The following is a 14,757-nucleotide window of genomic DNA, read 5'->3' as shown; positions in this document are numbered from 1 at the left end:
CGACCCGACGAACGGCGCGTGAGTTGGCTTCTGAACCACATCTGGCGATCCGGGTCCTGGGTCCACTGTCGGTCACCGCTGCCGACGGGTCGCCGATCCCGATGACAGCCCGCAAGCACGCCGAGTTGCTTGCCATCCTCGCCGCGGAACGGACCGCGTGCTCCCCTGAGCGGGTGACCGAGCTCCTGTGGCGTGGTCGTCCACCGGCGTCGGCGGCGAGCACTCTGCACGGATACGTGTCCCGGCTTCGACGCTCGCTCGCCCCGACCGGCGTCGTCCGCATCGACACCGTCCCCGCGGGATACCTACTGCACTGCGACGGCGCAGTCACCGACCTCGATCTGCTGGACCAGTTCGGCCAGGAGGGATTGCAGCTCGTCCGGTCCGACCCCCGGGCCGGCGCAGAGGTGTTGTGCCGAGCGCTCGAACTATGGCGGGGCGAACCGCTTCCGGAGATCGCCGACATCGCCGACATCGCACCCGAACTCGTCCGGCTCGCGGAGATACGTGCCGAGTTCACCGAGACCGCAGCCGACGCGCTGCGCACGGTCGGCGAGTACCGTCGCTCGGTCGCGTTGCTGACGCCGCTCTGTCAACGGGACCCCTACCGCGAGGGCGCCGCGCGGACCCTCGCTCGTGCGCTGCACGACGACGGACGCACGGTCGACGCCCTCGGCGTACTGCGCCGACTCCGGCAGGCCCTCCGTGACGACCTGGGTCTCGATCCGCATCCCGACACGATCGCGCTGGAAGACGACCTGCTCGACCCGTCTCCCGCGGTCTCGCCGCTCTCCGCCACCTCCGCCACGCCGCAGCCGGTACGCGAACTCATCGGCCGAGTCGCCGAACACGCAGTGCTCGAACAGGTCTGGCAAACCGGCGCGGACCGTCCCGCGGGTGTGGTCCTCATCGGCCCGTCGGGCATCGGGAAGACCGCGCTGGTCGAGCACCTCATCGCACGGCACAGTGCCGTGGCCCGCCGCTTCATCGGCCGACCCGGCCCGCCCGGACCGACGTTCGGCGGCCTCGAAGAACTCTTCGGCGAGTCCCCGGTCTCCGTCCCGACGGCGCGAATCGTCGCCGACCTCACCGCCCGCATCTGGTCCGACGTCGCCGAGCACGGGCGGTCGGTGTTACTCGTCGACGACGCCCAGTGGCTCGACGCCGACTCGGCTCTTGTGCTGGGACGCGTGCTTGCAGGTATCGGACAGGCACCGATGACGGTCCTGGTCACCTGCCGCGACCCCGACGCCGAGCCCGTCGAGATCCTCCGGTCGACACTGAACCGGCACGGGCCGGTCGCCGAGGTGCGTCTGACCGAACTCGGCTCCGACGACATGCGCGCGCTGATCGTTCGGCGTCTCGAGCAGCTCGGTGACACGGGCCGGGTCGACGCTGACGCGCTGGTCGCGCAGTCATTCGGCAATCCTGCTGTGGCGCAACAACTGTGCACCATCGCCAGAACCGGGGCGCCGCCGGACCGGGACCATCCCGCCCGATCGATGTACTCGACGCGGTTCGACGATCTCTCCCCTGCCGCTCGTGCGCTGGTCACGGCCGTGACGATCGCAGGCGGCGATCTCCCCGACGATGTGTTCACCGAGGTGGCCCGCACCCTCGGTCAGGGCGTGGCCGACGAGGCAGTCCGCAGCGGGCTCATCAGCCCCCTGAGGAGCGAGCTTGCGAGCGTCACCACCAGCCCCCTGAGGAGCGAGCTTGCGAGCGTCACCACCAGCCCCCTGAGGAGCGAGCTTGCGAGCGTCACCACCAGCCCCCTGAGGAGCGAGCTTGCGAGCGTCACCACCAGCCCCCTGAGGAGCGAGCTTGCGAGCGTCACGAAGGGTCTCGCCGACCACCTCTCGCGCGAGCAACGGATCGAGGCGCACGCGCGGCTCGCCGCTGCGTTCGAAGCGGTGCGTCCCGACGATCTCGAGTCACTGGCCGTGCACCGCGTCGAGTGCGCCGTCGACGAGGACTCGACCGCCGTCGCCGCTCGCACATGCATCGGGGCGGCTCACCGCGCACTCTCGGCAACGGCCGATCATCGTGCGCTCGACCTGGCACGACGTGGGCTCGGTCTGCCCGGACTCGACCCCGACTCGACCGTCGAATTGCGCCGGATCGCCGGCACCGCCGCGCTGCGCATCGGGGAGTTCGATTCGGCTGCGGACTCTTTCGAATCGGCGGCGACGGTGAGTCGGCTGACGCGGGATTGGCCCGCGCTCGCCGAGACCGCACTGCTGTCGGCACCGAACGGGGTCGCGGGATACTGGTCCGGTTACGGCGTCGTCCAGACCGACCATGCCGCTCTCGCCCGCGAGGCACTGACGCACGGCGAGGCCTTGGACCCCGAAGTGGTTGCGCGCCTTCACGCATCGGAGGCAGCCCGGTTGACCGTCCTCGGCTTGCCGGGCGCCGACGACCATCTCGGTGCCGCACGTGTCGTCCACGACAGCGGTGCCGTGGATTTCGAGATCGACCTCGCCGAGTTCCTCGTCCGGTGGGTTCCCGACCGTCTGGCGGATCGACGCAAGATCGCCCGGGAGCTGTACGAACTGTCGGCCGGCGACCTCCACAAACGCGCCACCGCGCTGCATCTGCAACGTGTCTGCGCGGTGGAGGCGGCTGATCTGCGTCTGGCGCGACGCCTGTCCACCGAGTTCACCCGGCTCGCCGAACGTATCGGCGGTACCGATGTGGAGACGATGCAGTTGTGGTGGCAGGTGATGATCGCGCTGTTACGTGGCGACTACGACACCAGCACGGCACTGACCGCGAGGTTCGCTGCGACGGTCGGCGGGCTGTCCGACCGTGCACGACTTCTCGCCGAGTCGTCGATGGCGACCAGCGCGTCGATCGCCGCGTGGCACCGCGGCGAGCTCGCCTCGGCGTTACCGCCGTTCGATGCGCTCGCGGAAGAGGTGGACGAGGATTTCACCCTGGTGATCGCACTGGGCGCCGCCGAGAGCGGCGACCTCGACCGTGCCCTCGAACTCGCGACGGAGCTGACCGCGGACGCCGACCAGTGGGCCGGTTCGCGCGTGGTGGCGCGCGTTCCACTGCTCATCGAGACGCTCTACGCGGTCTCACGCGATTCCCGTCACCGCGACGCCGCTGGTGAGATCTGCCGCCGCATCGAGCCGTTCACCGCCGACTGGTCGTCGGGCCTGGTGGTGCAATGGCCCGGACTCGTGTGTCTGGGACCCGCGACGCTGTACCGCGGAACCGCGCGCGAGGTCGTCGGGCTGGATGGAACCGCCGACCTGCAGGATGCCGTCCGGGTGGCCCGCGACACGGGAGCCCGGCCCTACGTGCGTCGGGCCGAGCAGCGACTCGTCACCGGCTGAGCGGCTATTTCCAGGCGAAGACCGGCTGCTCGAAGCCGTCGACCCGTGTCTGCCGGTTCCGCAGGACCACCTCGGCGAACTGGTAGATCACCGCGGCGGTCGGGGCGTGGACGAGGGAGCCGACGATGGGCAACTGGATGACCGGGAGATCCGACTGCGGGATCGTGAGGAACCGCGGTTCGACGAGAAGTTCCTCAAAGGTGACGAAGAACAGCAGCGCCACCTCGTCGGGATTGGGCGTCGGCTCCTGGTATTCCTCGGCCCAGCAGACGATCGGGGTGATCACGAAACCCGAGCGCGTCGGATAGTCGTCGAGCGCCCCGAGCACCGAGCTCGGCGGCAGCTGGATGCCGAGTTCTTCGTCGAGTTCGCGTAGGCCGGCCGTGACATGGTCCTCACCGGGGTCGAGCCGGCCACCGGGGAGTGCGAACTGGGCGGCGTGGCGTCGCATCGTCGTGGGACGCTTGCACAGCCAGATCCCCTGACGGCCGTCCTTCTCCGCTACCGCAAGGACGACCGAGGCGGCCCGTGCGCCCGGGACGTCCGCGGTCCGCCGGTCGAAGCCCTCGACACGCGCGGCAGCCACAGTCCGATCGAGATGAGTCACACCCTCAGTTGATCACGACTGCCGTCCGACGCGACGGACGCCTGCGCGAGGTGGAAACTCACGATGCTGAGGGCGAACAAGCCCAGGGCGAGGTTGTACAGGGCACCGAAGCCCTCGAGCGCGAAGTCGACGAGAGCGTTCGACAGCATGAACACCAGGGCGGCGATACGCAGCCCTCGTAGCGGCCCGGCCGGCTCCACACCGCGCCGGCGCGCGACCATCGCCGGAAGCGCCAGGGCGAGTGTCGCGATCCCGCTGATCAACAGAATCCAGGTGGCGGGCGTGCTGCCGGTGAGTTCGATGTAGATGTCGAGTTCTTCGCTGCGGTCTCCGGAGAAGTAGAAGCTCAGCACGCCGACGATGACGGTGAGTGCGGACGCGATGACCAACCCCCACCCGACGACCGGAATCCATCGGGGACTGCGGAAGAAGTCCGGGATCAGGGCGACCGCCCGGTCGCGGAGTCGCATCAACCGGTCCGGCGTACCCTCGCTCGATTCGAGGAGCGCTCGGATGTGACCGATCGTCTCGGCGTCGAGCCCCTTGCCCTCGGCCACCACGAGAAACTCTTCGGCCTGCCGTCGACGACGTTCCGGAAGCCCGTGCGCGACACCGTCGGCCGCGATGACCGCCGCATTGGCGAGCGCCTCGGCGCCGGTGGGCCGCTTGACATCCCGAACGACGCGGCTGATCAACAGGATCATCACGACGAGCACGTACATGATCTCCGCCGACGGCCCGTAGAAGTAGTCGTTGGAGCGGGTGACGAACTTGCCGACCTCGTCGAGAAACAACCCGAAACCTATACCGCCCAGCACGATCGCGATGATCCGCGCCGTCGCCCCGAGGAACAGCCATCCGGTGATGAGCGCCAGCATCATCAGCGCGCCACCCCACAGCGCGTGCGCGATGTGCAGTGTTCCGCTTCCGACCTGCGGATACCCGGTGAGGTGCAGATACAGGCGCGTGACGATGATCGTCGCGATCGCGAGGATCAAGAACCACTCGACGGCGGCGGTACCGTACACGCTGCGGACGACCACCCTGGTCGTGCGAGTTCTCATCAAATGAGTATGGCCGGTCCGACGAACGGAAGCGGCACGATTGGGCCGTTGCCGCTGGTCGAGCCGGCACCCCTCCGCTGGTTGAGCCGGCTCCCCCTCCGCTGGCTGAGCCGGCGCCCCACTCCGCTGGTTGAGCCGGCAACGAGCCGTTAGGCGAGTCGCCGTGTCGAAGCCACCTGGCGACCACCCCTTCCCTCCGCTCGTTGAGCCGGCGCCCCCACCGCTCGTTGAGCCTGCTCCCCCACCGCTGGTTGACCCGGCGCCCCCCGCTGGTTGAGCCGGCAACGAGCCGCCAGGCGAGTCGCCGTGTCGAAACCACCTGGCGACCCGACGATCTCATCCGCCGCCAACCCGGACGGCACCACACCGCAACGCCCAGAGAACATTTCGTCGACAACGATGTCACTCCTGTGGAGACTCATCCGGAATTGTCGGTGGCCGGGTTTACATTGTTTTTCAACGGATCACCTGGTCGCAGCGGGTGAGTGGACAGGCGTCGGGGGGGCGTTGTGAAGGCGTGGACCGATCTACCGGGCGAGTTCGTCGCCGGGGTCGATCCTGCCCACGTCGCCGAGACCGACATGGTGTCGTTGATGGCCGGCCTCGACGCCACCCGGCGCGGCGAGTCCTACCTCGCCTGGCACCAGTATCAGACGATCGCGGCGATGACCGACCGCCTGATCACCACCAGCGCGTCCGGGTTCGTGATGGACGGCCACGCCGACTGCGCCGCCCGCATCGCCCGCCAAGCCGGGGTGTCCCGCCGCCACGCCGAAACCCTGATCGATGAGGCGATCGCGCTGCGCGACCGGCTCCCCGAGGTAGCTGACACCCTGCGTGACGGGGTCCTGTCGCAGTGGCAGATCCGGCTGATCATCTCCCGCACCGAACTGATCCCCACCGACGACCCCATCACCCCCGCGTTGGATGCCGAGATCGCCGACACTGTGCGTCGCCGAACAGGTGTGTGGGATCGGGCCCGCCTGCGGGACATGGTCGACCGCCTCGTCTTTCGCCACGACCCCGACGCGGTACGCCAACGCCGCCAAGACGCGATGGATCAACGTGGGGTGTGGACCCACGAACTGCCCGACGGCACCGCCGAACTCACCGCCGTGATGTCGGCGGAAAACGTGCGGATCTCGGCCAAAGCCGTCGCCATCCTCGCCGACACGGTCTGTAAGCGGGATGGCCGCACCCAGGGGATACGACGATCCGATGCGATGTTCGCGCTGTTGACCCGCACCAGCTTCGACTGCCAGTGCGACGATGAACAGCCGTGCACTGCCGACATCCCAGACCCGCAAAGCGTCCTCGACGCGGTCCGCGCCGAGATCGTGATCCATGTGGTCACCGATGCCGCGACCCTGGCCGGGGCGCCCGGGGTGGGGTTTCTCGATGAACACGGCATCATCAGCGACGAACACGTCCGTGACCTCGCCGCCCGCCCCGACGCCACCCTGTCCCCGGTCACCCCCGCCCGCACCCAACCCACCTACGTCGCCCCCAGCACCAACGACGATGAAGCGCAGCGAACTGCCCATCGCTCCGCGCCGGCTGACACAGTCGAGTCGACTGTCCACGGCGGCACTGATGTCGACGCAGCCGAACCCGGTGATGTCGGCGGGACCGGTGGCCTCGCCTCGGGCGTCGCGGTGGTCTACCCGGCCACCCATCCCGGCAACGGGTATCGGCCGACCGCGTCGTGTGCTGATTTCGTGCGGGTGCGGGACGGATATTGCACCGAACCCGGCTGCACGCGTTCAGCGTTCGCGTGCGATCTCGACCATGTCACCGAGTACGACCACACCGACCCCGCCCGCGGTGGAGCGACGTCGAGTGAGAACCTCAACGCCAAATGCCGTCCCGGTCACCTGTTCAAAACCCACGGGGACTGGGTCGATGTGCAGTACCGCGACGACGACGGACGCCTGGTCACCGAATACGAGACCCCCGAAGGGGTCACCCTGCCCGGCGACGCCGAAACCCTCGAAGACACCTTTCCGAACCTTCGGCGGATCCGGTTCGAACAAGCCGCCCAAGCCCCACCCACCCCACGGGTCATCGCCTCCGACAACCCGGAGCGCACACACAGCCGACTGGACGCCAAACTCGCCCGCCGGCGACAAGAACGCGCCCGAAACCAACGAGCCCGCGAAGAACTCGACCGCATCGACCCACCCCCGTTCTGACAAACACAAGCGTTCCCCTGATCGGGTGAAAACTCGCCGGTAACTTGTCCTTTTTCCTTGCGGCTGCGAACAATTGACCTGGTTTCACGATCGTAGAGATCGAATCAAACATGCCAATGGCCGGTGATCAGGTCGGCGGCGGGGGCAAGGGCGGGAAGACATGAACGGATTTCGACGGACGCTGCGCGCGTCCACGGTGGGTTGCGCGCTGTGCCTCGGCATGGTCGTACCGACTGCACTGCCCACAACCGCGTCGGCCGCGCCGGTGATTTCGGCCGAGACCCTGGCCACCATCGAGGAACTGAACGACGACGGCGTGTTCCGCCCCGCGGAACCCGACGACGGGCTCGGTCCGGACTGGCTGTCGACGACGTTCCCGCATGTCGACGGGAACACGATCGTGGTGGTGACGCCGGGAACCGACGACGGAACCTTGTTCCCACGTATCAAGGGTCTGCGTGCCGGCCGTCAGATCTTGGTGATCGAGTATCCCGAAGCGCTCGGCCCGATTGTCTCGGGCCGGTCCGGTGCGATCCTGCCGATCTTCGCCCCGAGTTACGACGCTTCTCGGGATGTCGCCGTCGAAAACAACCTCACAGTCATGCGGGCGTTCGCGCAGCAGACCGAGGGGCAGCCGTACATCGTTTACACCGGTTACTCGCAAGGCGCCGAAGCCCTGGGCAATGCTGCGGAGATCGCGGTCGGTCAGCCCAACGGGATCGACGTCGACAACTCGACGATCCTGCTCATCTCCGATCCGCGGAGCCCGTGGGGTCTGAAGGCGTGGGCCGACAACAACGTCGTCGGTTCAGTGTTCGAACTATTCGGCGCCGAGAGCAACGGAGCGCGCGATCCCGGCGACACCGGCGACGATCTCCCCGTGGTTTCCGTCATCGTGGTCGGCGATCCGGTTGCCAACTTCCAGTGGCGAACGCTCCGGCCGGTGAGTTCGCTGCTCGTCAACGCGGCCGGCTTCATCGCGATCCATTCGGGCCTGGGCGAAGAGAACTACGGCAACCTCATCGACTACACCACAGCGCCGACGACGATGAAAAGCCGCGACGGCAATACGACGTACGTCGTCTATCAGCCGAAACACCACCCGCTCACGCTGGTCGCGATGATCCTCAACGACGCGGTGGGTATCGAGCCGAGTGAGGACGATCTCGAGCGATGGGACGCGGTCAACAACGCCTTCTATCCTCTGGTCACACCGACCGCCTCGAACGCCGCGGTGCCGGTGGAATCCTCGCCCTCAGAGGACGTCCCGGTCACCGCCCGCCTCGGGGATCCAGCCGATGATCTCGTCGAGCCGCTATCAGTTCCGAGTGTGGACGCGTTCGAGCCCGACGGCGAGGTGCCATCGGGAGGACGCCATCGCGCCCCCGAGGTCGTCGACTCGGAAGCAACGACTGAATCGACCCCGACCGAGGGCGGACGACACCGGCTCACCGGCAGCGGACGGCATTCGGCCGACCCCGACCCCACCAGCGTTGAACCTGCCGAATCCGAGCCCGCCTACTCGAGCGTTGACGCCGACGCGTCGACGACCGACGCGGATTCATCGGACGGGCCTGAAGCGGACACTGCCGACGACACGAGCACCTCGTCCGACTCAAGTGACGGGGAGTCCGGTGCGGCAGCCTGACAGCTGAAAATTGCTCTACAACAGCAGTATTCAGATACCCAGCCGAGCCACTCCGCGGTCGCGTCGACTCCCCCGCCCCTCGGTGGAGCCGCCGACAAGTCCGGCGCTGGGCCGAGCATCACCCCCTCGGCTCAGCGCCGCCCTCCGTTGGCCGAGCCTGCACACCACGCTGGCTGAGCCTACGCCCGCCCATCGCTGGTTAGACCCCACTGCTGGTTGAGCCGACACCGACCCCACTGCTGGTTGAGCCGGCACCGAGCCGCCCCTCACACTGCTGGTTGAGCCGGCACCGAGCCGCCCCTCACACTGCTGGTTGAGCCGGCACCGAGCCGCTAGGCGAGGAGCCGAGTCGAAGCCACTTGGCGACCTACATCGAAACCCTCACCCCTGCCCGATGAGAAACGCTGCGACCGCAAAGGCGATGAGCACCAGGGAGATCGCGCATCCCAGCGCCACCTGTTTGGCGGCGGACATGGGCGCGTACGGGTCCTTGTACTCGTACCGGTATGTCGGTGGGATGGAATCGGCAGCATGCCGTGCCGACCCGTTGTCGGGCTGTTCCGGGAATCTGTTTTGTGAGGGTAGACGCGGCGTACCCCCCGGTATCGCGTTCACCGGACCCATCATGCCAATGTCAGCGGCATCGTGCATCAAGCCACGCGTCGTCCGTTCGGCGGAATCGGTTGTCGTCGTTGCGATCTAGACCACAACGAACGATTCCTCCAGACGAAGCCCACATGCAAGTCTCCATCAAATAAAGAATCCCCAGCAGTCTCAGACTGCTGGGGATCGTTGTGGTGGCCAGAGTCGGGATCGAACCGACGACCTTCCGCTTTTCAGGCGGACGCTCGTACCAACTGAGCTACCTGGCCGGAAGGTACCGGTTGACGATGAACCGAAACCTTTGGCGACCCTGACGGGACTCGAACCCGCGACCTCCGCCGTGACAGGGCGGCGCGCTAACCAACTGCGCCACAGGGCCTTGTTAAATTATCTGCGCGGTCCTCGTTGCCGAGTGCCGCGCAGGCGTACCCCCTACGGGATTCGAACCCGCGCTACCGCCTTGAAAGGGCGGCGTCCTAGGCCGCTAGACGAAGGGGGCCGGTCGTGTTCTCCGTTGGGAGCTCGCATAGCTTATGACAGGTCTCGCGCAAACCACAAATCGACTGGTCAGACCCATAAACGAAGCATCGCGACCAGTTCGACGACACGCACACCGAGGGCCAAGTTCGCACCGTCTGCACACGTTGTAAACTCATCGACGCCCCGGCTCGCCGGGGCCCTGCCCCTATAGCTCAGTTGGTAGAGCTACGGACTTTTAATCCGCAGGTCCCAGGTTCGAGCCCTGGTGGGGGCACCATCGCGATTGTTCGCTGCGGGTCGCTGCATACTCCCCGCGCTCTCATCGCGGACGACACGGCGGGCGATCGAGCCAGGCGTTCTCAGAGTCGAAAAGTGTCGTCGTGAAACCGGCCTGCATCAGCTCTTGAGCGCGGGATTTTCCTCCGGTTTCTACGAATCTTCTCGGGCCAATCGGCAGACCGGGTGGCGGCACTGCGCCCGTCATCGAGTCGACCCCTGAGACCACCCAGGCTCTTGTAGTGACTCTTCGGCGGGGCAACTTGGCAAGCAACACCAGAAGCTCGGACGAACACAGCCGCGCAACAGAATTGCGACACCGAACCGCCGAACCTGACTACACTGTGCAGAGCTCGCTGCCGGGAAACATGGCCGGATATGGCATTGCGGAGCGTTCCAGCCAGGTTCCGATTCGGAGGCCGCACGAATGTCACCAAACGACACAGATTCGTTTGATGCAACGATCGATCGCATCCTCGCAATGCCCGACCTCGACGCGACGTGGCTCAACGTCGCCGTCGAACTGTTGAAGTACTGCAGCGAGAACACGGCGGGCTCCGATACGTGGGCGAACCTCGATCCGGGCGAACCCTTCGACACAATCGCTTCGATCCACGCGGGAGCCCTCGCCGCAATGTTTGCCGCCGATCCCACGTTGCGTGAGCTGGCCTCCAAGGACTCGGGCGACGTCCGTCCATTGTCCTTCATGTCTCGCGCATCCCGAAAAGCTCTGTGTGAGTTCGGTAGACACGCGGTCGGCCAAGAGAGCTCGAATACACGTCGCATGCACGCGCTCGCGGTCGCGCGTGGGATGGCCGAGTGTCTTGACGAGCTTGCCGGCGATACGTACCTCCACTGGTTTCGAGCACGTGGTGAGGTGGTCCTGTCGCCGGGCGAACCATACCCGGTATGCCGGCATGACCCCCGACGCTGGCTGGGACCACATGCCGCCAACACAAAGCCGGCCAATCTCCCCGACCGTGATCTGGCACAAACGCGGCGCCTACGGATTGCCGGCGCGGCACCGTACACCTACGTCATCGATTTCGACAGCTGGAATCGGCTGAGCCCCGTGGGGGCATCAGGCCGATTGACAGTGGGGGTTGGTCAACCCAACAGTGACCTCACCGAGTTCGATATCGCGTTCGAGGATAGGCCGCGTCGCACTTTCGCAAACTTTGGCCCGAAAGATGTTGCGGCCCAGGCTGGCCGAATCGCAAGATTGAGCTTGCGCGCAGCGGGACGTGGTGCCGATATTCTTGTCATGCCGGAGTACACGCTCACCGAGGCGGTCCACACCGCTCTTCTCGCCCGTGAGCCGCGGGAGCCGCGGCCCACAGTGGTGTGCACTGGTCTCGGAAGCGGCCCTGACGACGAAGGGTTCATGACCAACGAGGGCAGACTCGTAGTGCATACTCCCGATTTCGCCCGGGATCACTCTGTGTCCACGCCTCGCAAGCTGCATCCCGCATACATCGGCGATGCAATCGAACAAGTACGGTCTGGCACCGAGGTTCGCGTCTTCGCCAGTGAACGGTGGACGCTGTGTGTGTTGATCTGCCGTGACGGGATGGACGACGCAGTTTTGAGTCAGCTGGCGGCGATCGGAGTGAATCTCCTACTGGTTCCCGCCATGAGCCCTAAAACAGCCTCGCTGACCGACAGTGCCGCCTCACTGTGTCGCCGAAGCCAAGCTTTCGTCGTTATCGCCAACGGCCCTGCGCACTGGGCTGACGACCAGTCACCGGTCAACGCATCGCAGGCGACGGCAGTCAGCAGGGCAGAAGCCGTTTTCGCCGGTCCGTACGCCGAACAGCCAGATCGCTACTGGGCCGTGTCGGAGAACAACAGCACGCCCGGGCGAGAGCCGGGCTTGTGGACCTTCTCCTTCGATGAGCGACTCGTCCGCCGGACCGAAGACAATGATTGACAATAGTTGCGCCTGTGCTAGGTTGTGTCAATGCCGTCAGTCGCCGCTGCTTCACTCGTGTCGCTTCTGAACGACCTCGCAGAACGCACTCGAGACCAAAGCAAGGAACCTGACCTGCGGCCTGCGATCGGCTTGGTCTACGACCTCGGGCGGCTTGTCGCCGCTGGAGCGGAGGCCGACATTCGGCTGGCCCAGGCTGCTGTCGCGGGAGCGCGAGAGCAGCTCGAGGTCGGCGATCACGCCATCAATACCCCGGAGAAAGCTCTGCTCGGAAAGGAACGACAGGCATACCTCGCCGGGGCCTTGTGGGCGATCAACGAGCTCATGACCGTTCGTCTGGAACAGCTCGGAACCGCGTTCATCTCGGGCGGCCTTACTCGTCGCGGTCAGATCAGGGCACTCGTTCTGAGCAACGTCGCCGTCGATGAAACTCTCTCACCTTCAGAGTTGAAGAAGCGGATCGCCGACAACGGCACTGACGTTCGCCTTGACGAGATATCGCGTGCCTTGGGCGACCTCTTCACTGAGGGTCTTGTGGCACCTTCGCAGCCAGGTCCGGGCTCAGATCGGCGCCGTAAGTACTTCGCCCTCACCGCCGAGGGTCGACGCACCGTCGCACAGGTCGACGAATAAGCAGCGGGTCGAAGCCACCCGTTTCGCCGGGGGGGTGACCATCGAGGCCCCGGTACGTAATAAGCCCATGACGAAAACGAGTTTGTGTTTCTGCACGGACATGACCCTCTGCGGCACAACAGAACCGAGTGTCACCCGATCGGGTGAACTCGGCCGGTGGAGGTTCCGGCGAGGCCGTCGACTACCTACTATCCGCAGGTGACGCTATCCGCCCGGCTGGGCTCTCTGGCCATCCTCTGTCTCCTTGTGGCCGCATGTAGCACGTCGGGCGACGGCAGCCCGAGCTCATCGTCGGAGAGCACGACCGCGTCTGCCGATTCTTCCCCGGTGGTCGTCGTGCTCGATGGATCAGAGTCGATGCTGACTGCCGACGCTCCCGGCCCCCGCATCGACGCTGCACGCGCCGCCGTGACGGATTTTGCGACCGGCCTCCCCGACGGCACACCGTTCGGACTCGTCGCCTACGGGAACACGCTCAACGCGAAGACGACGCGCCAGGCGGCCGGCTGCCAGGACGTCACGACGATCATGGATCTGGCACCGATCGACAAGGGGGCAGCAACCGAAGCCATCGCCGGTGTCGAGGCCCAGGGATGGACCCCACTGTCGAAGGCTCTCACCCAAGGCGTCGAGCTGCTGGCCGACAGCGGAGGGTCCGTCGTTCTGGTCTCCGATGGAGAGGCAAACTGTCCGCCCGATCCCTGCGACACGGCCCGGCAGCTGCGCGCTCGCTACCCCGACGTCACGATCAGCACCATCGGCTTTCGTGCGACGAACACCCAGCTGGAGTGCATCGCCCGCGAGGGCGGCGGTGTGTACATCACGGCAGACAACTCGCAACAGCTCGCCGCACGGATCGCCGCCGCCCGTGACGCCGACTCGGCGTCGACGAAGCTGACCAACACCGGACTGGCCGGGGTGAACTTGGGGTCTCGGGCCGATGAGATCAGAGCCACGACGCCAGGCTTCCCGGAGCTGTCCACGGGAACCGTGGACGGCGACCGCGTAGTCGTGCGCTGGCGGGACTGCGAGTGGGTATTCGCCGACGGCGTCCTGGTCGAGATCCGCCCGCTCGGATCGGCGGTCACGACAGTCGACGGGGTGACGGTCGGCACTCCGATGAGTCGCGTCGTCGAACTGTTCGGCGAGCCGGTTCGTGACGACAAGGCCACGTCCACAGCATATTTCGCAGCAGATGAACCCCGCGGTATCGCACTCAAGGTTTCCTACGACGGCGATGTCACCAGCGGTACCGTCAAGACTCTCACCCTGTGCACGTGCCTGCCGAAACCGGCTTCCCAGGACGAGGCCGACAACTGCGGGCCCACAGCCGATTTCCCGAAGCTTCGCGTCGTCGCCAGAGGTGTTGATTGCCAGAGCGCCCTCCGTCTCGTCGAACGCTACGTCGACGATCCCCGCACCCAACGCGGTGATCGCGGCGCGCAACTCGATTCGTGGGGATGCAACATCCTCGGCGCCGCGGAAACCGAGGCGGGTGAACCTGTCATCCGCTGCAAGCGGCCCGACGGCGCGCAGGTCACGGTCGAGGAACCCAGAAGCGCGTCGGATGAGAACACGGCTCCGACGAAGCAGGACGTCTGCGACGCATGGCAGAAAGTCTCGGACCTGTACCGAACCAGGACTCTGATCAACTCCCGCGGTCCTGCAGGTGGCCTCGAAGCCGTTGCGAGACTTGGTGAACTCGCCCAGCAGTTTCCCGCCGAGGCGCTTCGATGGGAAGGAGCTCAACTATCCGAGGCTGCCGACAGCGGTTCGGTCACCTTGACGGACTTCAACTCGAAACAGAACCTCAAGGCCTTCTGCTGAAGAAGGCAACGCGCCCCCTCGTCCCGCAAGAGAAACCGGAATACCATCATGCTCGACGGCCTCCGCTCCCTGATGACCCGCGTCCGCATCACGACTGTCGCAGCCCTCCTCTGCATCCTCGGCACCGTCCTGGCGGTGCCCGCGACGGCG

General features: G+C 66.2%; 8 protein-coding genes and 4 tRNA genes. 7 read left to right on the top strand and 5 right to left on the bottom strand.

The genetic code is table 11. The features are described from left to right. The first annotated feature begins 23 nt into the window (after nt 1-23). Nucleotides 24-3,347, top strand: a complete 3,324-nt coding sequence (locus Q9R39_RS09020; protein ID WP_311277357.1) for a BTAD domain-containing putative transcriptional regulator — start codon at nt 24-26, stop codon at nt 3,345-3,347. Between the two features lie 4 nt (nt 3,348-3,351). On the opposite strand, the gene Q9R39_RS09015 is transcribed toward Q9R39_RS09020, so the two are convergent. Next, nucleotides 3,352-3,954: a CoA pyrophosphatase gene (locus tag Q9R39_RS09015; protein ID WP_065631735.1), complete on the bottom strand. Its 603-nt coding sequence runs from the start codon at nt 3,952-3,954 to the stop codon at nt 3,352-3,354. Beyond that, entirely contained in the window at nt 3,951-4,997 is a 1,047-nt protein-coding gene (locus Q9R39_RS09010; protein ID WP_211538575.1) for a hypothetical protein, read from the bottom strand. The genes Q9R39_RS09015 and Q9R39_RS09010 overlap by 4 nt, the downstream gene beginning before the upstream one ends. A 530-nt stretch (nt 4,998-5,527) precedes the next feature. On the opposite strand from Q9R39_RS09010, the gene Q9R39_RS09005 reads away from it, so the two are divergent. Together Q9R39_RS09005 and Q9R39_RS09000 are read left to right on the top strand one after the other, a co-directional pair. Continuing rightward, nucleotides 5,528-7,210, top strand: a complete 1,683-nt coding sequence (locus Q9R39_RS09005) for a DUF222 domain-containing protein (RefSeq protein ID WP_311277356.1) — start codon at nt 5,528-5,530, stop codon at nt 7,208-7,210. A gap of 160 nt (nt 7,211-7,370) precedes the next feature. Next, nucleotides 7,371-8,858 (top strand): PE-PPE domain-containing protein, encoded by a 1,488-nt coding sequence (locus Q9R39_RS09000; RefSeq protein ID WP_311277355.1) that lies wholly within the window; start codon nt 7,371-7,373, stop codon nt 8,856-8,858. Nucleotides 8,859-9,653: 795 nt separating this feature from the next. Here Q9R39_RS09000 and Q9R39_RS08995 read toward each other — a convergent pair. From Q9R39_RS08995 to Q9R39_RS08985, 3 genes are all read right to left on the bottom strand, one after another. Continuing rightward, nucleotides 9,654-9,730, bottom strand: a tRNA-Phe gene (locus Q9R39_RS08995). A 33-nt stretch (nt 9,731-9,763) separates the two neighbouring features. Beyond that, nucleotides 9,764-9,840: transfer RNA gene (locus Q9R39_RS08990), tRNA-Asp, on the bottom strand. 47 nt (nt 9,841-9,887) lie between these two features. Beyond that, nucleotides 9,888-9,960: transfer RNA gene (locus Q9R39_RS08985), tRNA-Glu, on the bottom strand. A 182-nt stretch (nt 9,961-10,142) separates the two neighbouring features. Between Q9R39_RS08985 and Q9R39_RS08980 the strand changes: the two genes are divergently transcribed. The 4 genes from Q9R39_RS08980 (at nt 10,143) to Q9R39_RS08965 (ending at nt 14,607) form a co-directional block, all read left to right on the top strand. Next, a tRNA-Lys gene (locus Q9R39_RS08980) sits at nt 10,143-10,218 on the top strand. A 426-nt stretch (nt 10,219-10,644) separates the two neighbouring features. Continuing rightward, nucleotides 10,645-12,147: a hypothetical protein gene (locus tag Q9R39_RS08975; protein WP_311277354.1), complete on the top strand. Its 1,503-nt coding sequence runs from the start codon at nt 10,645-10,647 to the stop codon at nt 12,145-12,147. Between the two features lie 30 nt (nt 12,148-12,177). Beyond that, on the top strand, nt 12,178-12,780 hold the full coding sequence (locus Q9R39_RS08970; RefSeq protein WP_311277353.1) for a PadR family transcriptional regulator: 603 nt from the start codon (nt 12,178-12,180) through the stop codon (nt 12,778-12,780). Between the two features lie 156 nt (nt 12,781-12,936). Next, nucleotides 12,937-14,607 carry a VWA domain-containing protein gene (locus Q9R39_RS08965; RefSeq protein ID WP_311277352.1) on the top strand — a complete coding sequence of 557 codons (1,671 nt, stop codon included), beginning with the start codon at nt 12,937-12,939 and terminating at the stop codon, nt 14,605-14,607. The last annotated feature ends 150 nt before the right edge of the window (nt 14,608-14,757 follow it).

Source organism: Gordonia sp. AC31 (genome assembly GCF_031844505.1).
Taxonomy (GTDB): domain Bacteria; phylum Actinomycetota; class Actinomycetes; order Mycobacteriales; family Mycobacteriaceae; genus Gordonia; species Gordonia hongkongensis.
This window is presented reverse-complemented; position numbering and strand designations above follow the sequence as displayed.